24 protein-coding genes and 1 pseudogene are annotated in these 25,908 nt (G+C 68.9%); 10 read left to right on the top strand and 15 right to left on the bottom strand.

Annotated elements, in window-relative coordinates:
• The 3 genes and pseudogenes from ACFU5V_RS08585 to paaI form a co-directional block, all read left to right on the top strand.
• A pseudogene (locus ACFU5V_RS08585) lies at window positions 1-234 on the top strand (phenylacetic acid degradation bifunctional protein PaaZ); the annotation flags it as partial.
• Window positions 231-548, top strand: a complete 318-nt coding sequence (locus ACFU5V_RS08580) for an EthD family reductase (RefSeq protein ID WP_378698406.1) — start codon at window positions 231-233, stop codon at window positions 546-548. The pseudogene ACFU5V_RS08585 and the gene ACFU5V_RS08580, both read left to right, overlap by 4 nt.
• 7 nt (window positions 549-555) lie before the next feature.
• On the top strand, window positions 556-978 hold the full coding sequence (gene paaI, locus ACFU5V_RS08575) for a hydroxyphenylacetyl-CoA thioesterase PaaI (protein WP_087559862.1): 423 nt from the start codon (window positions 556-558) through the stop codon (window positions 976-978).
• A 21-nt stretch (window positions 979-999) separates the two neighbouring features.
• On the opposite strand, the gene ACFU5V_RS08570 is transcribed toward paaI, so the two are convergent.
• Window positions 1,000-5,484 carry an AAA domain-containing protein gene (locus ACFU5V_RS08570; RefSeq protein ID WP_378698404.1) on the bottom strand — a complete coding sequence of 1,495 codons (4,485 nt, stop codon included), beginning with the start codon at window positions 5,482-5,484 and terminating at the stop codon, window positions 1,000-1,002.
• Window positions 5,485-5,653: 169 nt separating this feature from the next.
• Between ACFU5V_RS08570 and ACFU5V_RS08565 the strand changes: the two genes are divergently transcribed.
• Window positions 5,654-6,796, top strand: coding sequence for a beta-mannosidase (locus ACFU5V_RS08565; protein ID WP_378698401.1), 1,143 nt, complete (start codon window positions 5,654-5,656; stop codon window positions 6,794-6,796).
• A gap of 30 nt (window positions 6,797-6,826) precedes the next feature.
• Here the strand turns inward: ACFU5V_RS08565 and ACFU5V_RS08560 are convergent, their stop codons facing one another.
• Both ACFU5V_RS08560 and ACFU5V_RS08555 read right to left on the bottom strand, forming a co-directional pair.
• Window positions 6,827-7,579 carry a GntR family transcriptional regulator gene (locus tag ACFU5V_RS08560; protein WP_378698400.1) on the bottom strand — a complete coding sequence of 251 codons (753 nt, stop codon included), beginning with the start codon at window positions 7,577-7,579 and terminating at the stop codon, window positions 6,827-6,829.
• Window positions 7,580-7,609: 30 nt separating this feature from the next.
• Complete coding sequence (locus ACFU5V_RS08555) at window positions 7,610-8,761, bottom strand: acyl-CoA dehydrogenase family protein (protein WP_378432148.1); 1,152 nt, start codon at window positions 8,759-8,761, stop codon at window positions 7,610-7,612.
• A gap of 181 nt (window positions 8,762-8,942) precedes the next feature.
• Here ACFU5V_RS08555 and ACFU5V_RS08550 point away from each other — a divergent pair, with 181 nt between their 5' ends.
• Genes ACFU5V_RS08550 through ACFU5V_RS08540 form a run of 3 tightly spaced genes read left to right on the top strand, consistent with a single transcriptional unit; the run spans window position 8,943 to window position 12,032 of the window.
• Window positions 8,943-9,791 carry an HpcH/HpaI aldolase/citrate lyase family protein gene (locus tag ACFU5V_RS08550; protein ID WP_378698398.1) on the top strand — a complete coding sequence of 283 codons (849 nt, stop codon included), beginning with the start codon at window positions 8,943-8,945 and terminating at the stop codon, window positions 9,789-9,791.
• Window positions 9,788-10,795 carry a MaoC family dehydratase gene (locus tag ACFU5V_RS08545; RefSeq protein WP_378698396.1) on the top strand — a complete coding sequence of 336 codons (1,008 nt, stop codon included), beginning with the start codon at window positions 9,788-9,790 and terminating at the stop codon, window positions 10,793-10,795. The genes ACFU5V_RS08550 and ACFU5V_RS08545 overlap by 4 nt, the downstream gene beginning before the upstream one ends.
• A 25-nt stretch (window positions 10,796-10,820) precedes the next feature.
• Window positions 10,821-12,032, top strand: a complete 1,212-nt coding sequence (locus tag ACFU5V_RS08540; RefSeq protein ID WP_378698394.1) for a CoA transferase — start codon at window positions 10,821-10,823, stop codon at window positions 12,030-12,032.
• A gap of 18 nt (window positions 12,033-12,050) precedes the next feature.
• On the opposite strand, the gene ACFU5V_RS08535 is transcribed toward ACFU5V_RS08540, so the two are convergent.
• From ACFU5V_RS08535 to ACFU5V_RS08515, 5 genes are read right to left on the bottom strand one after another with little or no spacing between them, the layout of a single operon-like run.
• A complete protein-coding gene (locus ACFU5V_RS08535) occupies window positions 12,051-12,749 on the bottom strand; it encodes a cation transporter (RefSeq protein ID WP_378698392.1) in 699 nt (232 codons plus the stop codon).
• A complete protein-coding gene (locus ACFU5V_RS08530; RefSeq protein WP_378698390.1) occupies window positions 12,749-13,078 on the bottom strand; it encodes an ArsR/SmtB family transcription factor in 330 nt (109 codons plus the stop codon). Before ACFU5V_RS08530 ends, ACFU5V_RS08535 begins: the two co-directional genes overlap by 1 nt.
• Before the next feature lie 27 nt (window positions 13,079-13,105).
• The gene (locus tag ACFU5V_RS08525) at window positions 13,106-13,705 is read right to left on the bottom strand and encodes a cytochrome b (protein ID WP_378698388.1); all 600 of its coding nucleotides are present in this window, start codon (window positions 13,703-13,705) and stop codon (window positions 13,106-13,108) included.
• Window positions 13,695-14,816, bottom strand: coding sequence for a catalase family peroxidase (locus ACFU5V_RS08520; protein ID WP_378698386.1), 1,122 nt, complete (start codon window positions 14,814-14,816; stop codon window positions 13,695-13,697). The genes ACFU5V_RS08525 and ACFU5V_RS08520 overlap by 11 nt, the downstream gene beginning before the upstream one ends.
• A complete protein-coding gene (locus tag ACFU5V_RS08515; protein ID WP_378430187.1) occupies window positions 14,800-15,291 on the bottom strand; it encodes a hypothetical protein in 492 nt (163 codons plus the stop codon). The genes ACFU5V_RS08520 and ACFU5V_RS08515 overlap by 17 nt, the downstream gene beginning before the upstream one ends.
• 222 nt (window positions 15,292-15,513) lie before the next feature.
• Here ACFU5V_RS08515 and ACFU5V_RS08510 point away from each other — a divergent pair, with 222 nt between their 5' ends.
• Window positions 15,514-16,059 (top strand): sigma-70 family RNA polymerase sigma factor, encoded by a 546-nt coding sequence (locus ACFU5V_RS08510; protein WP_378698385.1) that lies wholly within the window; start codon window positions 15,514-15,516, stop codon window positions 16,057-16,059.
• Window positions 16,049-16,714: a zf-HC2 domain-containing protein gene (locus ACFU5V_RS08505; RefSeq protein WP_378698383.1), complete on the top strand. Its 666-nt coding sequence runs from the start codon at window positions 16,049-16,051 to the stop codon at window positions 16,712-16,714. The genes ACFU5V_RS08510 and ACFU5V_RS08505 overlap by 11 nt, the downstream gene beginning before the upstream one ends.
• An 18-nt stretch (window positions 16,715-16,732) precedes the next feature.
• Here ACFU5V_RS08505 and ACFU5V_RS08500 read toward each other — a convergent pair whose 3' ends face one another.
• The 3 genes from ACFU5V_RS08500 to ACFU5V_RS08490 form a co-directional block, all read right to left on the bottom strand.
• Window positions 16,733-16,936, bottom strand: a complete 204-nt coding sequence (locus tag ACFU5V_RS08500) for a three-helix bundle dimerization domain-containing protein (protein ID WP_378430184.1) — start codon at window positions 16,934-16,936, stop codon at window positions 16,733-16,735.
• Window positions 16,937-17,077: 141 nt separating this feature from the next.
• Entirely contained in the window at window positions 17,078-18,379 is a 1,302-nt protein-coding gene (locus tag ACFU5V_RS08495) for an amidohydrolase (RefSeq protein ID WP_378698381.1), read from the bottom strand.
• Window positions 18,376-19,677, bottom strand: coding sequence for an MFS transporter (locus tag ACFU5V_RS08490; protein ID WP_378698379.1), 1,302 nt, complete (start codon window positions 19,675-19,677; stop codon window positions 18,376-18,378). Before ACFU5V_RS08490 ends, ACFU5V_RS08495 begins: the two co-directional genes overlap by 4 nt.
• Window positions 19,678-19,788: 111 nt before the next feature.
• Here ACFU5V_RS08490 and ACFU5V_RS08485 point away from each other — a divergent pair, with 111 nt between their 5' ends.
• Entirely contained in the window at window positions 19,789-20,868 is a 1,080-nt protein-coding gene (locus tag ACFU5V_RS08485; protein WP_378698377.1) for an Lrp/AsnC family transcriptional regulator, read from the top strand.
• 120 nt (window positions 20,869-20,988) lie between these two features.
• On the opposite strand, the gene ACFU5V_RS08480 is transcribed toward ACFU5V_RS08485, so the two are convergent.
• Genes ACFU5V_RS08480 through ACFU5V_RS08465 form a run of 4 tightly spaced genes read right to left on the bottom strand, consistent with a single transcriptional unit; the run spans window position 20,989 to window position 25,790 of the window.
• On the bottom strand, window positions 20,989-21,978 hold the full coding sequence (locus ACFU5V_RS08480; protein ID WP_378698375.1) for a LysR family transcriptional regulator: 990 nt from the start codon (window positions 21,976-21,978) through the stop codon (window positions 20,989-20,991).
• 52 nt (window positions 21,979-22,030) lie between these two features.
• Entirely contained in the window at window positions 22,031-23,224 is a 1,194-nt protein-coding gene (locus tag ACFU5V_RS08475) for an acyl-CoA dehydrogenase family protein (protein ID WP_378698373.1), read from the bottom strand.
• Window positions 23,221-24,438: a CaiB/BaiF CoA transferase family protein gene (locus ACFU5V_RS08470; RefSeq protein WP_378698371.1), complete on the bottom strand. Its 1,218-nt coding sequence runs from the start codon at window positions 24,436-24,438 to the stop codon at window positions 23,221-23,223. Before ACFU5V_RS08470 ends, ACFU5V_RS08475 begins: the two co-directional genes overlap by 4 nt.
• Window positions 24,439-24,443: 5 nt before the next feature.
• Window positions 24,444-25,790, bottom strand: a complete 1,347-nt coding sequence (locus ACFU5V_RS08465) for an MFS transporter (RefSeq protein ID WP_378698369.1) — start codon at window positions 25,788-25,790, stop codon at window positions 24,444-24,446.
• Between the last annotated feature and the right edge of the window lie 118 nt (window positions 25,791-25,908).

The raw sequence follows: 25,908 nt of genomic DNA, 5'->3' as shown, positions 1-25,908 counted from the left end.
GAACCCAACCCCGGTCCCGTCCTCGCCAACTTCGGCGTCGACAACCTCCGGTTCCTCACCCCCGTCAAGGCCGACGACAGCCTCACCGTCACCCTCACCGCGAAGCTCATCACCCCGCGCAGCAGCGCCGACTACGGTGAAGTCCGCTGGGATGCAGTCGTCGTCAACCAGGACGGCGACCCCGTCGCAACGTACGACGTTCTCACCCTCGTCGCCAAAGGAGAAGATGCATGAGTTTCAAGGTCGCCGTCTGTTACGGCCAGCCCGATGACCCCGACGCGTTCGACGCCTACTACCGCGACACCCACATGCCGCTGGCACGCAAGGTCCCCGGCCTGTCCGACTTCACGTGGGGCAAATGCAGCGCCCTCGACGGTGGGACACCGCCGTACTACGCCGTCGCGAGCCTCATCTTCCCCGACGCCGAGACCATGAAGTCCGGGTTGCAGTCCGAGGAGATGAAGCAGGCGGGCAAGGACGTCCGCAACTTCGCCACCGGCGGCGTCACCATGTACGTCCAAGAAGAAGAATCCGTCTACAACCAGTAGGAGAACCATGACTGTCGACGCGTCCGCGGAATGCCGTATCGCGCGGGAGATGTTCGAGGCAGACAACGCGTCCCGCGCGCTCGGCATCCAGATCCTCGAGCTCAGCCCCGGTCACGCGGTCGCGTCGATGGTCGTGGGTGAGACCATGGTCAACGGCCACGGCATCACCCACGGCGGTTTCGTGTTCACCCTCGCCGACACCGCATTCGCGATGGCGTGCAACGGGTACGACACCGCCGCGGTCGCCGCCCGCGCCGACATCCGGTTCCTCGCGTCCACCCGCCTCGGCGACACCCTCGTCGCCGAGGCCGTGGAGCGGGCCCGCTACGGGCGCAACGGCCTCTACGACGTCACCGTCCGCCGCGGCGACGACGTCATCGCCGAGTTCCGTGGCGACAGCCGATGCCTCCGGCCCGTGAGTACTTATTAACCGCCCGACGTTAATAAGTACTCACGGGTGCGAAGCGCCTATGGGCGCAGCATGCTTCCCGCGCTCGGTCGCTGCTGCCGCGTCGCGCGCCGCGCGTTCGGCGGCGGCGGCCTCGATGGCCATCGCGTGATCGACTGCGTGCGGGGCGATGCCCAGGTTGTCCAACGTCTCCCACAGACTCGACAGGGCGGCCTTCGGGTCGAGGTAGTACTCCGATTCGCGGACGCGCCAGAACGTCCAGCCGCACCGCTTGAGTTCCTGCTCGCGTTCGAGGTCCGCAATCCGCTGTTCCGGGGTGGTCGAGAACGCGTCGCCGTCGCATTCGACGGCGAGCCTCATGGTGCCGCCGGTGACGACGAGGTCGATGCGCCGATTGTTCACCTCGACTTGGGAATTGACGTGGTAGCCGCGTTCGGCGATGTCGTTGAACACCCGCTGTTCGAGGAGATTGTCGAACGGGGGGATCCGCACGTCGCGGTCGACGTTATGCGGCATCGGGTCGGCCGGCGCCGGCGACGTCGACATCATGTAGCTGAGCAGGGAGTTGCGCAGGTCGGCCCGCTTCAGTTCGTCGACGGTCACGGAGTGGAACAGCCACAGCTGATCCTGCGCCCGTGACGCCGCCACGTTGAACCGCCGCTTGTACTGGTTCGCGGTCAGCGGCGCGAAGTTCTGTTCCGGTCCCACGACCATCGACAGGAAGACGACGCTCCGTTCGTCGCCCTGGAAGTCGGGCGGTGTCCCGACGCGCAGTCGCCGCTGCTCCCACTGTTCGATGCCGATGCGTTTGACGAGTTCGGTGCGGATGGCGTCGACCTGGGACTGCCCCTGCAGCACGACGATTCCGAACGTCTTGCCGTCGTAGCGGGGGTCGACGAGGCATTCGATGAGCTGATCGACGAGGGCGGCGGCCTCGACGTGGTTGGTCAGGGTCGCGTCCTTGCCCGACACGAAGGCCTCGGATACGTACGTATGTTTCAGCGGCGGAAGCCGGTCCGCGCCGAACTGCCGCACCGGGACCAGCGGCAGTTCGCCGTAGAACTGGGTGCTCGACCAGTTGATGATCTCGGGCATCGAGCGGAAGTGCTCCCGGAGCCGGACCACCTGCCCGAAGCTGGTGCGCAGGATCGAGAACAAACTCGACCGCGGCGTGAGCGTCGCCTGGACGTACTCGGGGAGGTCGGGCAGGTACGCGTCCAGGCGGGTGAACACGTCGTCGAGGGTGCCGCTGGTGGGGATGTCGGCGGGGGCGCACTGCTTGTCGTCGCCGACGACGATGACCCGCGGCGCCAGCCACAGCAGGAACAGGTTGGTGATGTCGGCCTGGCTCGCCTCGTCGACGATGACGACGTCGAAGCTGCCCGGCACGGGCGGGATGGACGCGAGGACCTGCTGCAGCGGCATCACCCATGCCGGCACCGCGCCCTGCGCCTCCCCCATCGCGGATCGTGCTGCGCTGCGGTACTTCTCGGCATACTTTCCGGCGCCTGCACCGATGCTCGAGATGTGCTCGCGGTACGTCTGCAGTGCTCGCACCTGGTCGGCCGTCAGGTGTTCGAGGCAGTCGCGCCAGGCGGTGGCCGCCGCGAGCCGCGCGGTCAGATGCGCGAGATCCGCGTCGACGGCGTTGAGTTCGGCTTCGAGTTCCTGCTCACGACCGGCCCGGTGCTGCTCGGTGACCCATTGGCGGGCGCGTCGCCATGCCCAGGCCTCGGACATCTGCCAGCTCATCTCGTCCCACTCGGTGAGCGCCGCCGTCCTGCGCACCAGGTCGTACAGTGCCGGCGCGACGGGTGACAGCCGGTCGGACAACTCGTCGAACAGCCGCTGATCCTGCTGTTCGACGCGGGCGATCGCGTACCGGGTGAGTGCCTCTGAGAGGGCGGCGTTGTCGGCCTGGTCGAGCGCCGCCACCAGGGCGGCGCCTTCGGGTGAGGGTCCCGCGTCGACCTCGGTGGAGACGGCCGAGACGATGGTGTCGAGTTCCGCACGCGCACTGTCCACGTCGGCGCGGGTGGTGATGGCCTCTGCGGCCCCGGCCACCGCGGTGGCGTCCGCGAGGTTACGGATCCGCGGCGCGTTCGGGGACAGCGCGAACAGTTCACGGGCCAGCGCGTCGCGGGCGACGAGGAGGGCGCGCACGCGGGCCACCCGGCCGACGATCATGTTGAGGCTGTCGACCTGAACGGCACGAGACCCGTTCATGTCCACCGGAATCCGCAGATCGGCCAGCAAAGTCGCGGCGGTCTGCGCGGCGTCGTGGGCGCGCAGGTGCTCGGTCACGAGCCGCACGGTGGCGGCGGTCGTGGCGGGTACGCCGTCGACGGTGGCGTCGAGGCCGAGCTCTTCGACGGCCTTCTGTTCCTCGCTGCGACGGAACCGGGTCTTCCATTCGACGGTGCCGGATTCCATCGCGACGGCGAGCGCACCCACCGCCTGCAGGGCGGGCCGGGTCATGACGGCGCACTGGACGTCCTGCGCACCGATGTACCGGTCGGCGGCGGCGGCCGCCTCGACGATCGCGGGCAGCGCGTCCAGGCGCCCCCACAGGTGGGTGGCCCGGCCGGACAGCACGGTGTCGGCGAGGCTCTGGAACTGACCGTCCAGGTCGAGGACGTCGTGCGCGCGGGCCTGCAGTTCCTTGCAGTGCCTGCGGATGGAGTACGCGGTCTCCGGATCGACGCCGCCGAGGACTTCGAGCAGATGCGCCGACTGCGGGGTGTCGATGGGGATGCTGGTCGACGCGCGCGAGCAGAGCCGTTCGAGTTCGGCCCGGTTCGGCAGCAGGGAGTCCAGCGCGGGAAGCGTCTGGCGTGCCCGCTGCGCGCGCTCGGGGGACGCCGTCACGCACAGCCGGCGCAGGGTCTCGACCTCGGTGCCGGTGAGGGGCGGTTGCTCGCTGAGCAGCGGTCCGGGAAGCCACTCGAACGCGTCCTGCAGGCCCATGACCTTGCGGACGATGGTGGCGGCGGTGCCCTCGTAGCCGTCGGCGACCGCGTCGTGCTGGTACGTCTCGGACTCGCGCAGCGCCTTCACCTGCTCGAGCACGACGGCCCGCTTCTGCACGGCCTCGTCCCGCTGGGCGCGGAGGTCGGCGATCTTCTGGCCCTCGCTGTGCGGGTTGAACGACGACTTCCGTTCGGCGATGGTCGCCACACTCCGGGTGAGCTCGTCCGAGCCGCCGCGGGACAGGTCCGTGATCGAGACGCAGAGTTCCTGCATCTCGGGCGGGAGCTTGTCCCTCAGGACGCGGAGCGCCTGCGCCTTCTCGCTCGTGACGAGCACCCGCTGGCCGCGCGCGAGCAGCGCCGACACCAGGTTGGCGATCGTGTGGGTCTTGCCGGTCCCGGGTGGGCCCTCGACCACCACTCCGCTGTCGCCGCCGAGCCGCTCGATGATCTGTGACTGCTCGGCGTTGGCCGGAAGCGGGAACAACGGGTCTTCGGCGAGCGACTGCGAGGTGGCGGCGCCGGTGCGCTCGAGCCACGACAGCCGGTCCGCCGGTTCGATCGCCTCGACCAACTGGGCGAGCCCGAGCGGGACGGTCGCGCCGTCGCGGTCGAGGTGGGAGATCATCTGCTCGTAGTACTCGACCAGAGCGAACGCGCTGCGCTTGCGCAGCACCAGGGCGGGCGACAGCGTGACGGTGCCGTCCTCGTGGCCGGCGGGCTGCCGCACGTCGTCCCGCACGGCGACGTACGCCGTCAGCGATTTCGGCGCCCACTCCGCGAGCAGTGCGCGGACGCCGTCGCTCAGCGGCGACGCGACGGTGTCCTGCAGTTGCTTCTGCAGCGGCATCGCGTGCGCGCTGTCGTAGACGTCCAGTCCGGTGAACAACTGGGAGTCTTCGAGCCGGGGCTGGGAGCCCGCGATCAGCCGCACCAGCAGGTCGCCGGTGCGCGGATCGCGGTGGATGCTCGCCGACTGGGCGACCAGGTGGGTCTGGACGCCGTCGTCCGGTCCCGCACCCGCCAGGGTCAGCAGACCGGACGCGAGCACGAGTTCGATCGACTCGGGGCGGGCGTTCAGCTCCTGCAGCATCCGCTGCAGCGACTGGTACAGATCGGCGTGCGGGCGACGCTCCCGATCCGCCTTCGCCCACGCCTGCCACCGCGGGACGTAGGCGTCGAACGCCTGCCGGACGTCGTACGCCCGGCGCACGTCGTATTCCTCGTCGGCGTCCTCGGCGTACGCGTCGGACGCGTTCAGCTCGAGGTCGGACCGCGAGCTGTCGGCGCGGGCGGACGCGTCCACCCAGCCGGCCAGGACGGTCGGTAGTTCCGGCGGATCCTCGACGCCGATGAGGGGCACGCGCAGAACGATGTCGCCCTGCGCGGCGTCGGAATCGAGTGGGATGGTCCGGCCGTCCTGGTGCAGCCATTCGACCTGTTCGTGCTGGTCGACGCGGAGAACCGGCTTTGTACGAGCCCGGACGATCTCACGCAGGAACTGCAGCAGGCGCTGGACGCGGCCTGCGAGCTCGGCGTCGTTTTCGGGACTCGACAATGTAAACCTCTGCGAATTCTCGGTGATGACGTGCGCTTGCCCCCGCCGTGCACACTATCGGGTCGAGGGGGTGAAGTTCGAGGCGTCGTCCCCTGTCAGGGGGACTGGACGGTCGCTCGAGGCGCGAAACGGGCCACCATTCGTACCGACCGGTCCCTACTATTCATTCATGACGGTGACGCGCATCACGAAGCTGGCCGCGGTGATCGCGACCGCCGCTCTGACGGCGCTGGGAGGGGGCTTCGTGTCGGCTGCCGCTCCCGCGCCGGGGGCCAGGGTCACGGCCTCGTCCGACGGGTTCGCGCTCGACGGGCAACCCTGGTGGCCGACCGGGTTCAATGCCTACCAATTGGCCACGAATTGGTCGGTCAATTGGGGGTGCGGCGCAATGGTCGACCTCGACTCCTACTTCTCCGCGCTCCCACCTCACTCGCTGACCCGGTTCAACCTCTTCCAGGCGCTGGCGATCAACCGCTTCACCGGACAGCTGGACTTCGGGGCGATGGACGCCGTGTTCGCGGCGGCCGAGGCGCACGACCAGATGCTGATCCCGGTGCTCGCACCTCAGGACGGGGCGTGCGAGGACGGGGTGTTCAAGGGCAGGCAGTGGTACGTGGACGGCTGGACGACGATGACGCCGGGTGCGCCCCGCACGCTGATGAGTTTCCGGGACTGGACACGCACGGCCGTCGACAGGTTCAAGGGTTCGCCGTCGCTCGCGGCGTGGGAACTCGTCGGGGAGCCGGAGACGAGCACGTGCACCGACGTCGACTGCTCGTGGTGGACCCGGTCGTGCGAGCCCGGTGCGGCACAGGTGCTGCGTGACTTCTTCGACGCCGCGGGCGCCGAGGTGCGGGCGCGTGATCCACGCACGCTGATCACGGCGGGTTTCACCGGCGGCGGCCAGTGCGGAACCCAGGGCGACGAGTACCAATTCGTCTCGGCATCAACGTATGTCGACGTCGTGCAGTACCACGATTACGGCGCCGACGGCGTTCCGCTGCCCGGCGATCAGTGGAACGGGCTCGCGCGGCGCCTCGAACAGGCTGCCGCACTCGGCAAACCGCTCCTGGTGGGCGAGATCGGCGAACTCGCCGGATCGTGCGCCGCCATCGAGGACCGGGCGACGCACATCGCCGCGAAGATCCAGGGACAGCGGGACGCGGGAGCGGCCGGGGCGCTGCTGTGGGCGTTCGTCCCGGACCCCCGGCCCGCCGAGTGCACGTACGACATCGGCCCCACCGACCCGCTGTGGGGCGTGGTGGAGCAGTTCGGAAGCTGGGGCTCGGGCACCGCCCCGGCCGACACGTAGACCGTGGATCGTCGAGCCCGAGCAGCGAGGTCAGCGTCCGCCGCGGCGGAGGGTCACGCGGTAGGTGTAATGCTCGGGCAGGAAGTAGCTGACCGCCAATTCGACGGTCCGCCCGTCCGAGTCGGAGTAGAGGCGGTCCACCCGCAGCATCGAGTGGCCCTCGGAGCAGCCGAGTTCGCGGGCCACGTCCGCCGGCGCCGGCGCGACGGTGATCGATTGCGCGGCCTCGGTGATGGGGCTCCGCAGGTGCGGTTCGAGCAGGCCGATGATCGTGTGCGAGCTGACGGCACCCTCGGACATCTCGGGTGCGTCGGCGACGAACCGGGCGATCTCGTCGGGCAGGTAGACGGTGGTCAGCACGAACGGCGTGTCGTCGTGGCGTCGCCGGAACACGACCGTGTTGACGAGGTCGGTGTCGAGGCGGAGCCTGCTCGCCGCCTCGATGTCGACCCGGCGGCGCAGGGGCGTGACCACCTCCATGGTGGTGTCCGTGGACAGGTTCATCAGATCCTCGATCGACCCCAGCTGCCGCAGGTATCGGCCGTCGGACTCGGCGGCGAACGTGCCCCGGCCCGGGACCCGGTAGACGATGCCCTCGGCCACCAGGTCCTGGAATGCGCGACGAACGGTCTGCCGGCTGACGCCGTGCTGGTCCGCGAGCTCGAATTCGGTGGGCAGCTTGATCCCGCCGCTGTACTTGCCTGCAGCAATGTGCTCGCGGAGCTGCCTCGACACCAGCTGGTACGCCGGCTCCGTCTCTCGTTCTCGTTCCCTACCGTTCATCGCGCACCGATCCTACGTGCAGGTTGCCGACTAGATGCCGCCTCGCGACACCAACTGCGAGACGATGACGTTGCGCTGGATCTCGTTGGTGCCTTCGCCGACGATCATCAACGGGGCGTCGCGGAAGTAGCGCTCCACGTCGTACTCGGTGGAATAGCCGTAACCACCGTGGATCCGGACGGCGTTGAGGGCGATGTCCATCGCCACCTCCGACGCGTACAGCTTCGCCATGCCGGCCTCCATGTCGCACCGGTCGCCGCTGTCGTACTGCTCCGCCGCATGCCAGGTCAGCTGCCGGGCCGCGGTCAGCTTGGTCGCCATGTCGGCCAGGTAGTTGCCGATCGACTGGTGCTTCCAGATCGGCTGCCCGAAGCTCTCCCGCTGCTGCGCGTAGGCCAGGGAATCCTCGAGCGCCGCCGTGGCCACACCCAGCGCACGGCACGCCACCTGGATGCGCCCGGTCTCCAGGCCCTTCATCATCTGACCGAACCCCTTGCCCGGGGTGCCGCCGAGGATCGCCGACGCCGGAATCCGGTACCCGTCGAACGACAGCTCACACGTCTCGACACCCTTGTAGCCGAGCTTGGGCAGATCCCGCGACACCGTCAGACCGGGGCCGTGCTCGACCAGGACGATGGAGATGCCCCGGTGCTTGGGGGTCGCCTGCGGATCGGTCTTGCACAGCAACGCGATCAGCCCCGACCGACGGGCGTTGGAGATCCAGGTCTTGGAACCGGAGATCACCAGATCGTCACCGTCCGCCTTGGCGGTGGTGGACATGGCCTGCAGATCCGAACCACCACCGGGCTCGGTCAGCGCCATCGTGGCCCGGATCTCGCCGGTCGCCATCTTCGGCAGGTACTGCTGCTTCTGCTCCTCCGTGCCGTACAGCGACAGCAGTTTCGCGACGACGGTGTGCCCGCCCATCGCACCGGCGAGGCTCATCCATCCGCGGGCCAGTTCCTGCGTCACCTGCGCGTAGCAGGGCATCGACACCGGTGATCCGCCGTACTCCTCCGGGACCGCCAGACCGTAGATCCCGATCTGCTTCATCTGCTCGATCCACTTCTCGGGGTACTCGTTGGCGTGTTCCACCGCCTGCACCGTCGGCTTCACGTCGCGATCGATGAACGCGCGCACCGTCTCGACCAGGTACGCCTCTTCCTCGTTCAGCTTGGCCATGAATCCACCTCACACTTTCCACAACATTTGTACGGCCATAATCCGACAATGTCTGCCTAAAGTCAACGATCGGTCTTGACATGACCGCTGCGTCGCTGCCAGCATCAGCAGCGCAGCCGCATCAGGCTGGCCGTACATATCCAGCCCGACCCGGGCTCCCGGACCCTAGGAATGAAGCATCGTGCAGACCCTCACCCGCAGGCGCGCCGTTCTGGTGGCGCCCGGATCCGACGAGCGCAAGGCCGTCAAGGCGCTCCGGTCGACCGCCGACGAGGTGGTCCTCGACCTCGAAGACGCCGTCGCCTCCGCCAAGAAGGCCGAGGCCCGCGACCTCGTGCGCCGCCTCGTGCTCGAATCGGACGGCTCCCGGGCCGTCGCGGTCCGCATCAACGCGCTGACCACGCCGTGGACGGAGGACGACCTCGCCCTGTGCGCCTCCCTCGGCGCCGCGCTCACGAGCATCGTGGTTCCCAAGGTGGAGACGGCGCAGGATCTGGTCCGCGCCGATCAGGCTCTCGCCGGTACCGACATCGGGCTGCAGGCTCTCGTCGAAACCCCAGTCGGCGTGCAGAACATCGCCGACATCACCCACGCGGTCGCCCGGCTCGAGTCCGTCATCATCGGCTACGCCGATCTCGGGGCGGCGCTCGGCCGGTCCCGCTCCGCCCTCCCCGAGCACTGGCTCCCGATCCAGGACGGCATCCTCGTCGCGGCCCGCGCCGCCGGCATCCAGGCGATCGACGGCCCGTTCCTCGGCATCGCCGACGACGACGCGTTCCGCCACTCGGCCGCGTGGACCAGCGCGCTCGGGTTCGACGGAAAATGGGTCATCCATCCCGCGCAGGTCGAGTCCGCCGCCGCGGCCTTCACCCCCACCGACACCGCGGTCGAGGATGCGCGACGCGTGATCGACGCACTCGCCGCCGCCGAGGCCGCGGGCGCCGGGGCGGCGCAACTCGACGGGCAGATGCTCGACGAGGCCGTCGCTGTCGCGGCACGACGTGTTCTCGCCCAGGTAGGTGCCCGGTGACGATCACGCAGACGTACGTCGGTGGCCCGTACTTCGACGAACTCGAGGTCGGGCAGGTATTCGACACCGCCCCCGCCGTCACCCTCACCGGCGGCCTCGCCGCCGCCCACCAAGCCATCCTCGGCGACCGCCTGCGGCTGCCCCTCGACGCGCACCTGTCCCGGGCCGTCACCGGGTCCGCAGACGCCGTCGCGAACCCCGGCCTCGTCACCGACGTCGCCATCGGACAGTCCACGCTGGCCACTCACCACGTGAAGGCCAACCTGTTCTACCGCGGCCTCCGTTTCCATCACTTCCCGCATCTCGGCGACACGCTCTACACGCGCACCGAAGTGGTGGGACTGCGGGAGAACTCGGCGAAACCGGGACGCAAACCCACCGGTCTGGCGGCTCTGCGGATGACGTCCACCGACCAGGACGGCCGCACCGTCCTCGACTTCTACCGCTGCGCGATGCTCCCGTTGAGCGAGAACCCCGACGAGGACCGCGTCCGCAAGTCCGACGACCTGTCCGCGATCGGGCCGCAGTCGGAGCAGTCGTTCGCCGCCCCCGAGGGCTGGGACCTCGCCCGCTACCGCGACAAGGTTCCGGGACAGCACTTCTCGGCCGACCTCGCCGGATCCGTGCTGCGGAGCAGCGGCGACGTGGTGTCGAGCGCCCCCGAACTGGCGCGCCTCACCCTCAACATCGCGGCCACCCACCACGACGAACGGGTCGGCGCCGACGGACGACTCGTCTACGGCGGGCACACCATCGGCATCGCGCTCGGGCAGGCCACGCGAGCCCTGCCGAACCTCGTCACGGTCCTCGGCTGGAAGTCCTGCGACCACACCGGACCCGTCCACGAAGGCGACACCCTCACCAGCGAACTCGAGATCGAGAGCGCCGAGGAGCTGCCCGGCGGCGGCGGAATACTGCACCTGCGTTCACTGGTGTTCGCGCACAACGCCACAGCGTCCGACGTCCCCGTCCTCGACTGGCGCTTCACCGCCCTCATGGCCTGACCTCCACCAACAAGGAGCATCTCTCGTGACCGCCCACACTCCCCTCGCCGGACTTCGGATCGTCGAGGTCTCCAGTTTCATCGCGTCGCCCCTGTGCGGACTGACCCTGTCCCAGCTGGGGGCCGAGGTCATCCGGATCGACCCCATCGGCGGCGCCGCCGACTACAACCGCTGGCCGATCACGGGCGACGGCGAGAGCATCTACTGGACCGGCCTCAACCGCGGCAAGCGGTCCGTGGCCGTCGACATGCGCAACCCCGAGGGGCAGCGGCTCGTCCAGCAACTGGTCGCGGCCCCCGGCGCGGGCGGCGGAATTCTCGTCACCAACGCGGGAGGTCGTGACTGGCTCTCCCACGACACACTGAGCGCGCTCCGCTCCGACGTCATCACCCTCGAAATCCTCGGTGGCCGTGACGGTTCCCCCGGCGTCGACTACACCGTCAACGCCGGACTCGGCTTCCCCTCCATCACCGGTCCCGCCGATCATGCCGGCGTCGTCAACCACGTTCTCCCCGCCTGGGACGTGGCGTGCGGGCTGTACGCCGCGCTGGCCGTCGCCTCCGCGGCCCGCCACCGCGACGCCACCGGCGAGGGCACCCGCATCTCCCTGCCGCTCGAGGACGTCGCGCTCGCCACCGCCGGCACCCTCGGATACCTCACCGAGGTGCAGATCAACGGCACCGGCAGGCAAGGGACCGGCAACTCCGTCTACGGCACGTACGGAACGGATTTCACCACCAGCGACGGCGCCCGGTTCATGATCGTGGCACTCACCCCACGGCACTTCCGCGACCTCGTAGCCGTCACCGGAACCACCGCCGCCGTGGACGCACTCGCCACCGCACTCGACGCCGACTTCGCGCGCGAAGCCGACCGCTTCACCCACCGCGACGTCCTCACCGCGCTGTTCACCCGCTGGTTCCGCGAACACACCGCGGCCGAAGTGTCCGAAGCACTCTCGAAGACGTCCGTCCTCGCCGAGCGCTACCGCACGTTCGAGGAACTCGTGACATCCGGGGAACTCGAAGACAACCCGATGTTCACCCCGCTCGAGCAGCCGCGGATCGGCACCTACCTCGCCTCCGGCCACCCGGCATCGTTCGACGGACACCACGCCACCGTGGCACCCGCCTCCGCCGTCGGCGACGACACCGGCAGCGTCCTCCGCGACCTTCTCGGCAGCTCCGACTCCGACGTCGCCAAACTCCTCGACAGCGGCATCGTCGGGGGGAGGTGACGCGGTCGTCGGGTCCTTTCAGTCGTCGCAGCAGTCGCAGGTCCGGCCGCCGCCGGCACCGGAGGTGGTGACCGGCGCCGGGCAACAGGTGTCGCCCTGCCACGCGTTGATTCCCTCCTTCACGGCGATCGCGGCGATGACCAGGGCGGCGATCGGGTCGGCCCAGGACCACCCCAGCAGGGAGTTGAGCAGCAGGCCGACCAGCAGGACGGCGGACAGGTAGGTGCACAGCAGGGTCTGTTTGGAATCGGCGACCGCCGAGAGGGAACCGAGTTCGCGTCCCGCGCGCCGCTGTGCCCACGACAGCACCGGCATGATCGCGAGACTGACCGCCGCCAGGGTGATCCCGACGATCGAGTGCTCCGCTTCGCCGATGCCGAAGAGGGATCGGATCGCGTCGACCGTGACATACACGGCCAACGCGAAGAACGAGAACGCGATGATCCGTAGCGTCACCCGCTCCCGCGATTCCGGGTCCTTGCCGGCGAACTGCCAGGCGACGGCCGCCGCGGAGGACACCTCGATGACCGAGTCGAGACCGAACCCGATCAGCGCGGTCGACGACACCCGCGCGCCCTCGCTCAGCGCGATGATGGCCTCGAGCACGTTGTAGCTGATCGTCGCGGCCACGAACCACCGGATCCGCCGCCCCAGCACCTGCCGCCGCCCCGCGGTGAGAGCCGGACGCGTGGAGGGCATTCCGAGTTCCGACGCCATCAGCAGCAGCCGTCCGTCTCGGCGTCCGGGCAGCAGGACGGATCGACGGCCAGCACCAGGCCGATCAGGTCGCCCAGCGCGCGCCCGATCCGCGGATCCGCCAGTTCGTACCGTGTGCGCCGCCCCTCCGGCGCCGCGACGACGAGGCCGCAACCACGCAGGCAGGCCAGGTGATTCGACAGGATCTGGCGCGACACCCCGATCTGTTCGGCCAGCTCGGACGGATACCCGGGCCCCGACCGCAGGCTCAGCAGAATCTGCGTGCGCGTCGTGTCCGACAGCGCGTAGCCGAACCGGGCCAGCGCGTCGCGATGGATCACCATCTCCATGACCCGACGATACAGCGATTTCTGTATTCAGGAAACCCTGAACTCTTGATCCTGTCGTTGCGGCTGCTCGGCGGGCCGCGGTCGGCGCCCCATCGTCATCCGGCCGAGAATCCGGTCACGCAGGACGAACGTGTGGAACAGGACGGCGCACAGGTGCGCGGTGAACGCGGCGAACAGCAGGTACCCGAGCACGGTGTGGGACTGCCGCAACACTGAGTACAGATCCGGATCGCGGGGCGCGATCGCGGGCAGACTCAGCTGCGCGGTGAGCCCGATCGGGAACCCGCCCGCCGACAGCATCGCCCACCCGGTGACCGGTTGCAGCACCAGGAGTCCGTAGAGCAGGTACTCCGACCCGGTCGCGACCATCCGCTCGGCGGGCCGCATCCCGGTGGGCAACGGCGGCGGCCGGTGCACGATCCGGTTGCCGATGCGCACGACCGCGAGGACGAGGATCGCGAACCCCAGCGGTTGATGCACCGTCCGCAACAGGTGGTAGGCGTCCAATGACGCCACCATCGCGACGCCGAGAAAGAGTTGGGCGATCACCAGGATCGCCATCGCCCAGTGCAGCAACCGGGACGTGAACGCGTACCGGGTCGGCCGGCCCGTCGTGCTACCGCTCATCGGGAACCTCCGAAACGTCGACTCGACTCGGCGATTTCGGCTCGCCGGACCGTCGGTTGAACGATTCCGCGTAGACCGCGGACCGCGCACTGAGCAGTGGATCGTCGGACGGCTCGATACCGTTCGGCAGCACGAGCGGATCGAAGTTGACGTCCCGCGCGTTGCCCGGCGCTTCGGTGTCGATCGCGTCGACGGTCAGCGTGCCGACGTCGAGGGACTTCCGATCGGCAGGCCACGGTCTGGTGGCATCGTCCGTCGGGTCCCCCGCCTCTCCGAGTGTGAGGATCATCCGCCAGCGCAGGGGTCCCCGCGTGACCTCCCGGACGAGGGCGTCGAACAGGTAGTCGCGCCCGGACCCTTCCTCGGCGCCGGGATGCCGGACGGGTTGCTCCGGCACCAGCTTCCAGCGCACCGGAACCGTGGCCCCCGATCGGTCGGTGCACCGGAACGCATTGAGTCCGTGAAACGTGCTGTCCCCGAATCCGGAGGTGCGAGGCTGTCGCCGGATGATGTCCATCGCCGCCGCCGTCTCGGGATGGCGTGCCAGGAACGACGCCATCGCGGCCGGATCGGGCTTGCCGGTGTCCGGGACCTTCTTCGAGGCGAGCAGCCGATCACGGAAACCGTCCGGCGTGCGGTCGGGGAACACCGGACTGTCGATCATCGCGGTCCGCCACTGCTCTCCCCCGGGCAACCGGAACACCAATCCCAGACCGCGCACGGTGTCGGCGGCATCGACGGCGGTAGGCAGCCCGCCCGACAACGAGAACCGTCCGGTGACGGGGTAGCGGCCGCCTGCCCGGAAGACGCTCGCCGTGGACACCGCGGACCCGGCACCGGTCGCCGTGAACCAGCCCGCGGCACTCACCCCCTTCGCGTGGTTGCGCCGGAACCCCTCGTGCCGGCCGAAGACCTGCTCGAACCGATCGACGAACCGCGACGGCGTGACGGCGTGCGGGGTGCGCCGGCCGCCGGCGAACAGGAACCCGCCGACGTCCACGGCGGCGATCGCACCGACCGCCGCCAGACCGATCAGGGCGCTGCGCCGGGTGACGGCAGTGCCCGAACGACCACCGGCCGAGGGTTCGTGCCCGTCACCCCTGCGCGGCATCGACCGTCACCACGTGCCACGTGCCCTTGACCCCGTCGCCGCTCGTCAGCCCCGGGGCGGAGTCCTTCGCGAACCGGTAGAGGGGATGACCGTCATAGGTGGCCTGCTCGACGCCGTCCGGGCGCGTCGTGGTGCCCACCGTGCCCGGCAGGACGGCATCCGGGTGCGGCAACGGCGTGCCGGGTGTCGGCGGCCAGATCTCCGCGCACGGGCCCACGCACCGCACCAGGTCGGCGGTGTCCTCGTCGAAGCGGTAGAGCGTGAAGCCGTCGCCGTCGGTCAGCACGGTGCCGAGCGCGGTCTCCCGCGTGCCGAGCGTCGGCGCTGCATCCGATACGCCGGTCGTCGACGCAGTGTCCGGGACAGCGCTCGCCGGCGCATCCGCCGGGGTCTCGGTCGCCTGGCTGCAGCCCGACAGCAGGGCAACCGCGGCGCCCGCGCAGGCCACCGCGACAATCGTGCGCTTCGCGATCATCAGATCTCCGTTCTCTCTCTGATGCCGCCCGCCGATCGCGGACGACGCCGGGGAGTACGGACCGCCGCCCGGCCGCGTTCACGGCTGCCGCGAACTTTCACGAAGACGCTGGTGTGAGAATCGAGGTGAACGCCGCGGCACCCACGTCCGTACACCCTGGCGGACGTCGGACGGGCCGACGACATTTCCGGTGTTGCAGGAGGTGAGGTCGTGCGGCTACGCATGTCGCGCAAGCGGGCGGAGGAGTCGGTCGGGAATTTGGCCGACGATGCGGTGCTGCGGACCGTCTACGACGATCACGCCGGCGAACTGTTCGCCCTCGCCTACCGCTCACTCGGAGACCGGGGACGCGCGGAGGAAGTGGTCCAGGAGACGTTTCTTCGCGCCTGGCGCGGCGCGGACCGGTACGACCCGCAGCGTTCCACCGTCCGGACATGGCTGTACGCCATCTGCCGCAACGTGGTGATCGACGCGAGCCGGGCGCGGGCTTCCCGGCCCCGGCTCGCCGACACCGAGCCGCCCGACGTTCCGGTGCCCGAGCGCCCGCTGGAACAATTGCTGGTGGGACTGCAGGTCGAGGAGGCTCTGCGGCGACTGTCCGAACAGCATCGCGTCGTCCTCGTCGAGATTCACTTGCGCGACCGGCCCACCAGCGAGGTCGCGGCGGAACTCGGCATCCCCGTGGGCACCGTGCGCAGTCGGGTGTACTACGGGCTGAAGGCGCTGAAACTCGTACTGGAAGAAATGGGGTGGCAGGGTGACCAGTGATCGCTGCCGACAGATGCACACCATGCTGGGCATGTACGCGCTCGGGCGCCTCGACGACCACGAAGCCGTGGCGGTACGCGCCCACCTGGACGGATGCCCGGACTGCCGGGCCGAGTTGATCGAGCTGACCCCGGTGGCCTCGGTCCTGGGGCAGGCGGACCCCGACCGGCTCCTCGAGCCGCCGCCGGCGCCGTCCCCCGCACTTCCCGGCACGATCCTCGCGACGCTCGACCGCGAACGCAGCCGGCAACGTCACCGCCGGATCGCGGTCGTCGCCGCGGCCGCCGTCACCGCTCTCGGCCTGCTCACCGGCGGATTTTTTCTCCGCACCCTCGTTCCGACCACCCCGCCCGGACAGCCGGTGGCGTTCACCGCGCCCGCCGCGGGCGTGGAGGCGTCCGCTCGGGTGGAGAACCGCGCCTGGGGAACCGGGATCAGCCTCGACGTCACCGGACTCCCCCAGGGCAGCACGTACAACGTCTGGCTGCAACGACCCGACGGAAGCCGCATGAACGCAGGAAGTTTCATCGCCGGCGGCGACCGGAAGATGTCGATGAACCTCGCCGTGGCGCTGCCGATGTCCGACGCCACCATGCTCGGCGTCAGCGCACCCGGCGACGACACCGCCATACTGCAGGCGCCGCTGCACTCGTGACAGCGCGGAGATGGAGCGTCAGAAGCTGGTGAGAGCTGCGATCTTCCGCTTCGCGGACCGTTCGACCAGCAACGGAACGAAATCGCGTACTACCCCGGCGTCGAAGTCCGCATGCACGTCGTGCACGATCTGCTCGATCGTGTGGCGCGGCACGCCGGCGTGCTCCACGGCGAGCCGGTCGACTACCAACTCGACCTGACGTCGCTCTTCGTCAACGGACATGCCTCTCCCCCTCAGAATTTCCGGGGCCACTCCATCTCGCGACCTCCGTGTCACTCGATTTTCACACGACTAAAGTTGAAAGTTGAACTTGCGTGAGTGTGAGATAGGCGACGCCCGCCGGCGCGAGGTGCGCTTCGCGGATCAGCTCGCCGCATTCCAGGCTGCCGCCGCGGCGAGCAGTGCCCGGACGCCGGTCTCGAGGGTCGGGTCGATCACCGGGGCGAACTGCGGCGAGTGGTTGGTCGGCACTCCCTCGGGCAGTGCCAGGGACGCCGTGGCGGTGAGGTCCAGGTGGGCGAACGCCGCGGGGTCGGCCCCGCCGAAATGCCAGAAGACGGAGGGACATCCGGCGGCGGTGGCGAACACCCCGAAGTCCTCGCTGCCGGCGAGTGGACGTGGCATCGGCAGCATCCGGTCCGAACCGAAGGCGTCCGCGAGTGCCGCGACGACCCGCTCGGTGGCAGCCTCGTCGTTGACCGTCAGCGGAAAGTCGTTGAGCGGGCTGAACTCCGGGTCTTTCGGCGCCCCGGATGCGGCGGCCTCGGCATCGACGACGCGGCGGATCGCGGGCAGCACCCGGTCACGCACCTGCGGGTCGAACGTGCGGACGTTGACCTTGAGTTCCGCTTCGTCGGGGATGATGTTCTCCTTGTGGCCGCTGTGGAACGAGCCCACGGTGATCACCGCCGAATCACCGGCGGCCACCTCACGCGACACGACCGCCTGGAGTCTCCCCACCACGGCCGAGCCCATGACGATGGGATCGACGGTGTGCTCCGGCGCCGAACCGTGTCCGCCGCGGCCGAAGAGCCGGATCCGGAAACTGTCGGCGGCAGCCATCAACGTTCCGGGGCGGGTGACGATCGTGCCGGCAGGGAACGGTCCGACGTGCTGGCCCAGGCACACGTCCGGACGGGGGAAACGCTCGACGACACCGTCGTCGACCATCGCCCGGGCGCCCTGCGCGGTCTCCTCGCCGGGCTGGAAGACCACCACGAGGGTGCCGCGCCACAGGGAGCGGTCCGCGGCGTACAGCGCGGCGGCGCCGAGCAGGCAGGTGACGTGCACGTCGTGACCGCACGCGTGCATGACCGGCACCGTCACCCCGTCGGGGTCGATCCCGGTGTCGGTGGAGGCGTAGTCGAGGCCGGTGTCCTCACGGACCGGCAGTCCGTCCATGTCGGCGCGCAGCAGCACCACGGGACCGTCGCCGTTGTGGAGCACACCGACGACGCCGGTCCGGCCGACGCCCTCGGTGACGTCCCAGCCCTGCGCGCGCAGCACCGCCGCGGCGATGCCCGCGGTCCTGCTCTCCTGCATGGACAATTCGGGGTGCGCGTGCAGATCGCGGTAGAGGTCGGTGAGCGCGGGGAGCAATTCGGACACTCCGGCCTGGGCCGGAGTACCGGGAGGCAGAACGACGGTCCGGGAAAATGCGGTCATCGTGGTGTCCTTACGTTGTCGTGGCTGGGTGAGTTCGGGCGTTGTGGCTCGCGGGGCGAAAGGGCTGCACTGAAAGCGTGGGGACGCTGCGGTGTTCCCAGCGCGAACGCGCCCGCGAGAACGGCGCCGACGACGAGGAAGGCGAACGCGGCGGTGTAGGAATAGCGATCGACCAACGCGCCCATCACCATCGGGGTGACGAATCCGGCGGCCTGACCGCCGAAGTTGATCATCCCCGACCCGGTGCCGACCAGACCGGCAGGCAGGGTGCGCATGGGTATCGCGAAGATCGGCATGTAGCACAGCGTGGCGGACGCGGTGGCCAGCGACAGGAGCGCGACGAATTCGGTCAGCGACGTCACCCGGTTCAGGAAGAGGATGCTCACCGCGCAGATCGTCATCGCGGGGACGACGATCACCCGATGCCGGCCGCCGAGACGGTCGATGAGCTTGCCGCCGAGAATGATCGCGACGCCACCGACCAGGGCGGGGATCGCGGACAGCAATCCGGAACCCGTGAGCGAGATGCCGCGCTCGGTCTGGAGATAGGACGGGATCCAGGAATTCAGGCCCCATACGATGATGCCGTATCCGAAGAACATCAGGGTGAAGCGCCACATGACGCCCGAGGCGAGCACGGCCCGCAATCCGCCCGGCTGGTCCGATCTGGTCTCGGTGTCGCCGGACTGCGGCAACGTGGCGGGCAGCCACAGTTGAATCGCCGCCCACACCAGAACTCCCAGACCGGCGACCGCGAAGAACGACATCCGCCAGCCCCACAGGGCGATGATCGGTGCCGCGATGAGTGGGGCGAGCACCGCGCCGAAGGCGTTGGAACTCTGCGCCCACCCGGTCGCGGTCATGCGCTGGCCCGGCGCGGTGCGCTCGGCGACCGCCTTCATGGCCGCCGCGGGGTACACCCCCTGCCCTACCCCGAACAGGAACCGAATCGCCAGCAGCACGGCGAACGCCCAGGCGGTGCCGGTCAGAGCGGTGAACAGGGACCAGATGAGCAGTGACCACGAGACCACTCGCCGGGAGCCGAACCGGTCGGCGAGCAGCCCGCCGGGGATCTGGCACAGCGCGTACGAGAGGAAGAACGCGGAGATGACCATGCCCTGCTGGGTGTGGCCGAGACCGAACTCGGCGCCGATCGAGGGCAGCGCGAGGTTGATCGCGAGGCGATCGATGTAGTCGACGACCCACGCGGCGAACAGAAGAGTCACCGTGATTCGCGCGGCCCGGTCCAATGGGGTCCGATCGGCGTTGGCGCGGTGCGCTTCTGGTGGATGTTTCACAGTTTCTCCCGGGATGACAGGGTCGGCGAATCACCGACAGACCAAGTCGACGCCTCGGCACCTCCGACACGGCCGCCGCGCACTGGGTGAAGACTAGGAACCATGAGGGTCGTGACAACGAAAACGCAGGATTCCGTCACCACACAGTCGGATGCGCCGGAATCCGACAGCCGGCGCGGCGACGACGCATCGTCGACAGGTGGGCGTCCACCGTTCGACGAGCTGGACCTGGCCCTGATCGACGCCCTCCAGACCAGTCCACGTGCCCCCTGGTCGCAGGTCGGCACCGCGCTGGGCATCGGGGCGACCACCGCGGCCCGCCGCTGGCACCGCCTGACGGAACTCGGGCTGTCCTGGGTCACCGCATATCCGGCGCCGTCGGACGACCATTGCGTCGCATACGTAGAAGTCCGCTGCAGTCCCGGCGCGATCGAGCCACTGACCGACCAGCTCGTCTCCGATCCGCGGGTGTTCAGCGTCGAGCAGGTGGCGGGAGACTTCGATCTGTTCCTCAGCGTCGTGACGCGCGGGCCTGCCGCGCTCGCGCACTTCCTGAGTCACACCCTCGGCGCACACGACGGGGCGCTGTCGGTGAACACCCGGGTGTCGCTGCGCGGGTACCGGGAGGGCAGCAGTTGGCGCGTGCGCGCACTGGACAGGGACCAGCGCGCCCAGCTCGGCCCGCGTCCGGCGTGGACGCACCCGGATGCGTCTTCGAGCCCGGACCTCGTCCTGCTCCGGGCACTCGGTGGCGACGGCCGCCGCAGCTACGCCGACCTCGCCGCCGTCACCGGCATCGCCGAGCCGACCGCGCGACGCCGGTTGCAGCGGATGATCCGTCAGGGCGAGATCCTCTTCCGCTGCGACTTCGCCCAGCAGCTCGCGGGCTGGCGGCTGCTCGCCACCTACCGGATGAATGTGCCTGCCGATCGTCTCGACGACGCCGCGCGCGAGCTCTCCGCCCTCCCCGACGTGCGCCTGTGCGCAGCGGTGACCGGAAACTGCAACCTTCTCGTGTCGGTGTGGTCACGCTCGGCGGAGGAGACCGCCCGGCTCGAGGGTCACTTCGGTGAGCGGATTCCCGGCCTGACCATCACAGCACGCACCGTGACCCTGCGCACCGTCAAACGCATGGGTCAGCTGCTCCACCCGGACGGCACCGCCGCCGAGCACATCCCGCTGGAGATGTAGGGACCACGATGGATTCGGCCGCACCGCCGAGGTCACGACCCACTGGCGAGAACCCCGCATAACCGCCGCCAACGCCATCCACCCGTCAGCACATCGCAGTTCGTACGAGGTGGCAGACGGTCAGACCTCCCGATTGTCCCTTCGGGCGTGGATTTCGTCGTCGGCGAGCAGCGCTGCCTCGAGTAGCGAGGCGCCGGATTCTTGATGCTCGGCGATCAGCCTGTTCCACTCCGCCAGGTCTGCGTGGCTCTGTATCACGAAGCTCTTCGCCGCCGGATTCAGCGCTCCGGGCCGGTGAACGATGCCGAACGGCGTCCGGATCGCCGGCCGTGTCTCCGATACGTGGGCGCCCAACCGGTGCGCTGCCGTGGCCATCCGCAAAGGAAGGAATGCGCTGGCCGAACCGTTGAGGACCAGCGTCAGCTGTGCGTGCCGGTCCGGAACCCGGGCGCTGATCCGGGCAACCACCGATTCGCGCCGCAATATCGTTGCGACAATGTCGTTTTCCCGCAGTGCCGAGCTGCTCGTCACCAGTGGGATCGTTTCGAGACGCGCGAGATCGAACGGCGCAGTCTCGCCGTCGGCCGGCGTTCCCGGTGGCCGCACCAGGAGCAACCGCTGAACACCGAGTTGGACGGTTTCGAGATTGTCGGTCGGCACGGGGAAGGTCGTGAATCCCAACTCGCACTGACCGGTGAGCACCTCGTCGCACAGGTCCGCGGCACTCGCGTACTCCGACAGATCGATGCGGATGTCGGGGTGGAGCCGGGTGAAGGTTCCGCTCCACGCCGCCACCGCCTCACTCGACATCTCGGGCATCGTTCCGATGGTGATCGACCCGACGTGGAGTTCACGAGCACCCCGCATGATGTCCTGGGCCGCGAGAAGGTCGTCGAGCACCTTGCGTGCGGGTTCGACAAGCAGCTGCCCGGCCGGGTTGAGGACGAGATTGCGGCCGGTTCGATGGAACAGGGTCAGCTTCAGCTCCCGTTCGAGCTGACGGATGCCTTGCGACAGCGACGCCTGCGCCACATGGAGGTGTCCGGCCGCCCGGTTGACTCCGCCGTGCTCGACGACGGCGAGGAAATACTCGAGTTGGCGGATGTCCATGTCCTCATCATTCCCCCGACGGGCGGCCGGTACGAGTGCCTCCGTCCTCGAGTCAGACTCGGTACGAGTTCGGCAGCGTGCCGTCGGCCGCCACCTGGCGGATCATCGCCTTGGCCAGGTTTCGCTGGTGCACCGGTGACGAGCCCTCGTATATGCGCAGGGCTCGCACGTCACGCCACATCCGCGGGACAGCGTGCGGTCCGACGATTCCCTCGCCGCCGAGCAGTTGGACGCAGCGGTCGGCGACTCGGCTCGCCATCTCGGAGTTGTACAGCTTGGCTGCGGCGATGCGGTGGCGCGGGATCTCGCCGCTGTCGAAGGACCGTGCGCTGTCGACGGTGAGGGCGCGCCCCGCCTCGAGTTCCGCGAAGCTTTCACCCAGCGTGGCCTGCACCGCACCGAGTTCGGCGAGAGGAGCACCGAACTGCCTGCGGCCGTTGACATGGGCCACCGTGTCCTCGAGCATGCGGGTCGTCTGCCCGACACAGGTCGCGGCGACGTGCAGACGTGCATGGTTGATGCCGCGCAATGCCATCGTCAGGCCCCTGCCCTCGACCCCTCCGAGCAGATTCTCCGCGGGAACCTCCACGCCGTCGAAGGAGATCTCCCCCACCGGCGCTTCCGCGTGCCCGTTCATGATGGCCGGCAAGGCCGTCCGCACCCCCGGCGAGGTCGCGTCCACGATGAGCGCCGACACCCCGCCCGCACCGGGATCCGACGTGTCGGTGCGGGCGAAGACGATGAACGCGTCGGCCCACGCCGCGTTGGTGATGTATCGCTTGCTCCCGTTCAACACGTAGACGTCGCCGCGACGCTCGGCCGTGGTCTTCAGGTGCGCCGCGTCCGATCCGGCGTGTTCCTCGGTGAGCGCGAACGCGGTGACCAGTTCGCCCGCCGCCATGGCAGGCAGCATCCGTCGGCGCTGTTCCTCGGTGCCGTGGTCGAGGATTGCCTGCGAGCACAGTCCGATCACCGTCGAGAAGCGTGACCGGTAGACGCAGGACGCGCGCGTGAACTCGAACGTGAGCTGCACCTGCTGCTCCATCGTCCACTCGAGACCGCCGTACGCGCGCGGAATCGAGATGCCGAAGAGTCCGAGCGCGGCCATTCGGTTCAGGAGGCGAGCGGGGACCTCACCGGCCTCGACCATCTCGTTCTCGGCGGGGACGAGTTCGTTCTCGGTGAACTCGGCGATCGTCTTCAGGTAGGTCGGGAAGTCGTAGCCGAGGATGTCCGGGTCGATCATGAGGAAACCCTTTCCGAGGTGAGAGTGGCGCGGGAGGCGGTGACGACGCCACCGTCGATCAGCGCGGTGATGTCGTCTTCCTGAAAATCGAGGTCGCGAAGTACCGAGACGGTGTCCCACCCGACCGCGGGCGCGGACGTGGAGACGGTGCGACGGTGGCCGTCGAGCGTGAAGGCCAGGCCGGGGCTGGTGAACGAAGTCCCGCCGGGATCGGCGACGTCGACGAGGATCTCGGAGGCGAGGACGTCGTCGTCCTCGGCGAGGTCGTCGAACGAACGGATCGCGCCGCACACGATGTGCGCGGACTGCAACAGGGCGACCGCCTCGTCCCGGGTCATACCCCCCAGCGCCTCGTCGAGGGCGGCCAGCATCTCGGACCGGTGCGATACCCGCGCGGGATTGTCGATGAACCGCGAGTCGTCGATCATGTCGGGTCTGCCGACGAGATTGCAGAGCGCGGACCATTTTTCGGCCGTGTACGCGGACAGCACGATCATTCCATCGGTGACCCGGATGACATCGGCCGCAGGTGCTGCGTGCGCCTGGCCGTTTCCCTTGCGCCGGGGCGCACGACCGGTGAGCGTGTACTCCCCCCAGGACGCGGCCTGCATCGACAGCACCGCTTCCATCAGCGAGGTCTCCACGTGCGCGCCCCGACCGGACGACTGCCGCTCGTAGAGCGCCGCGAGAATCCCGGTCGCGAGGGCATTGGCCGCGGTGACGTCCGCGGCGGGAAGGCCGAGACGCTGTGGGTCACCGTCGATCTCGCCGGTGGCGTGCATCAACCCGAACTCCGCTTGGGCCGCGATGTCGAGGCCGGGCCGGTGCCGGGACGGTCCGCGGGATCCGAATCCGGTCACGTTGGCGTAGATCAGGCGCGGATACCGGCTGCGCAATTCGTCGGGTCCGAGGCCGAGTCGGTCGGCGGAGCCGGTCCGGAAGTTCTGCACCAGGACATCGGTCTGCGCCAGCAGCCGATGCAGAATCGTCTTCGCCTCGGGTCGCGCGAGATCGATTCCGATGCTCCGCTTGTCACGGTTGTAGGCGCGGACCATCGCCTCACCGAACGTTCCGATACCGCGGGCCTGATCGCCGCGCAGGCTCTCGACCTTGATCACGTCCGCACCGAGATCCGCGAGGGTCTGGGCCGCGCTGGGACCGGCGATGTACTGGCCGAAGTCGAGGACTCGGATGCCTGAAAGCGGTCCACCCATCACACTCACCGCCCGTCCCTGCCTGCGTACTCGGCCGTCATGCGCTCGAGTTGGGTGCGGGCCTTCTCCGGGTTCAGCATCACGCCACCGACGATGCCGAGGACGCACACCACGCCGCCGACGAACATGAAGCCGGCCGAATATCCGGCGGCCGCGGTGGCCGCGTGTTCGACGATGAGCCCGAGGGCATACGGCGCGACGATCCCCGCGACGCTGTACGCAGCGATGATGCACCCGAAGAACGCCACCCGCTGGTGCGCGGGGAGGAAATCCGATGCCCCGGCGAACGCCACCGAGAAGGCCACGCTGTTGACCGCGAACGCGCAGATCACGAACACCAACTGCACCGGCCCGGGGTCGAGTTGGCTGAAGACGATCATCGACAGGCCGCCGAACAGCAGGAACGCGCCCGTGAGGTAGCCGCGGGCCACCCGCGACGAGCGGCCTGCGCGGAGCAGCCGGCCCGACAGCATGCCCGCGCTCAACAGAACGACGACGGCGACGACGTACGGGATGGTCACCAGCGTTCCCACCGTGCTCGCGGAATATCCGAGCCCTTCGTTCATGTAGGCGGGCAGCCAGGACACCTTCAGCGAAGAAATCAGGTACCCGGCGAACGACAGCAACACCAGTCCCCAGAAGCTTCGCAGCATCAGCAAGCGGTGGAAGGGCACCACGATATCGGCGTTGGGGTCATCGACCTTCGTGCCGCCGCCGGTTTTCGGCTCGGGCTTGCGGAACGGCAACCGGTCCGAGAACCAGAGCCAGCCGATCAGCCACACCACACCGGTCACCACGAGGACTGCGAAGGCGGCGTGCCACGACCACGTCAGGATCACCCACGTCAACGTGGGCGCGGCGATCAGCGGGCCGACCGAGGAACCGGCATTGACGACGGCGCCGGCCGTCGCGCGCTTGTCCGGGGCGAACCGATCGGCGACAATCGACTGGCACAGTGCATGTGCGGGCCCTTCGAAGAACCCCAACGCAATTCGGCAGGCGATGAGAACCCCGAACGAGGTCGGAATAGTCAGCGGGGCCATACTCACGATCCACGTCACCATCAACAGGGCGGCGCCCCAGGTGTACGAGATCTTCCGCAGAACTGCCGACAACGTCACCGCGCCGATCGCGAAGAGCCAGAAGAAAGCACTGCTGAGCAACCCGTACTGGCCGGCCGAAATACCGAGATCCTCACGAATCGGCTTGCTGGCCAGGCCCACCGCCGCCTTGTCGGCGAAATTCAGGGTGAAGAAGAGGAACAGGAAGAGGACGATGCCCCAGGCGCGCCGATCGGCGGCTCCCTTGGAGCGCTGACCGATGTCGCGTTCGCGGGACTGCGTAGTCACCATGACGACCTCCGGGAATATCTCGGCTGATTGAGGGCACCACCGGTAGTGGCTGGAACCACAGGGTGCATGCCCTCATCAGATCGGTTCGCCCGGTACCGATCAACCAGCAGAACGCGGT

This window comes from Rhodococcus sp. NPDC057529, from assembly GCF_042802055.1.
In the GTDB taxonomy this organism is placed as follows: Bacteria; Actinomycetota; Actinomycetes; order Mycobacteriales; family Mycobacteriaceae; genus Rhodococcus_F.
This window is presented reverse-complemented; position numbering and strand designations above follow the sequence as displayed.

Excerpts from the sequence above, each read along its gene's own strand:
- ACFU5V_RS08515 (WP_378430187.1), bottom strand. The coding sequence starts at position 15,291 with ATGATCGCGAAGCGCACGATTGTCGCGGTGGCCTGCGCGGGCGCCGCG.
- ACFU5V_RS08495 (WP_378698381.1), bottom strand. The coding sequence starts at position 18,379 with ATGACCGCATTTTCCCGGACCGTCGTTCTGCCTCCCGGTACTCCGGCC.
- paaI (WP_087559862.1), top strand. The coding sequence starts at position 556 with ATGACTGTCGACGCGTCCGCGGAATGCCGTATCGCGCGGGAGATGTTC.
- ACFU5V_RS08525 (WP_378698388.1), bottom strand. The coding sequence starts at position 13,705 with ATGAGCGGTAGCACGACGGGCCGGCCGACCCGGTACGCGTTCACGTCC.
- ACFU5V_RS08510 (WP_378698385.1), top strand. The coding sequence starts at position 15,514 with ATGTCGCGCAAGCGGGCGGAGGAGTCGGTCGGGAATTTGGCCGACGAT.
- ACFU5V_RS08500 (WP_378430184.1), bottom strand. The coding sequence starts at position 16,936 with ATGTCCGTTGACGAAGAGCGACGTCAGGTCGAGTTGGTAGTCGACCGG.
- ACFU5V_RS08555 (WP_378432148.1), bottom strand. The coding sequence starts at position 8,761 with ATGGCCAAGCTGAACGAGGAAGAGGCGTACCTGGTCGAGACGGTGCGC.
- ACFU5V_RS08465 (WP_378698369.1), bottom strand. The coding sequence starts at position 25,790 with ATGGTGACTACGCAGTCCCGCGAACGCGACATCGGTCAGCGCTCCAAG.
- ACFU5V_RS08520 (WP_378698386.1), bottom strand. The coding sequence starts at position 14,816 with ATGCCGCGCAGGGGTGACGGGCACGAACCCTCGGCCGGTGGTCGTTCG.
- ACFU5V_RS08475 (WP_378698373.1), bottom strand. The coding sequence starts at position 23,224 with ATGATCGACCCGGACATCCTCGGCTACGACTTCCCGACCTACCTGAAG.
- ACFU5V_RS08480 (WP_378698375.1), bottom strand. The coding sequence starts at position 21,978 with ATGGACATCCGCCAACTCGAGTATTTCCTCGCCGTCGTCGAGCACGGC.
- ACFU5V_RS08565 (WP_378698401.1), top strand. The coding sequence starts at position 5,654 with ATGACGGTGACGCGCATCACGAAGCTGGCCGCGGTGATCGCGACCGCC.
- ACFU5V_RS08530 (WP_378698390.1), bottom strand. The coding sequence starts at position 13,078 with ATGGAGATGGTGATCCATCGCGACGCGCTGGCCCGGTTCGGCTACGCG.
- ACFU5V_RS08560 (WP_378698400.1), bottom strand. The coding sequence starts at position 7,579 with ATGAACGGTAGGGAACGAGAACGAGAGACGGAGCCGGCGTACCAGCTG.
- ACFU5V_RS08535 (WP_378698392.1), bottom strand. The coding sequence starts at position 12,749 with ATGGCGTCGGAACTCGGAATGCCCTCCACGCGTCCGGCTCTCACCGCG.
- ACFU5V_RS08470 (WP_378698371.1), bottom strand. The coding sequence starts at position 24,438 with ATGGGTGGACCGCTTTCAGGCATCCGAGTCCTCGACTTCGGCCAGTAC.
- ACFU5V_RS08580 (WP_378698406.1), top strand. The coding sequence starts at position 231 with ATGAGTTTCAAGGTCGCCGTCTGTTACGGCCAGCCCGATGACCCCGAC.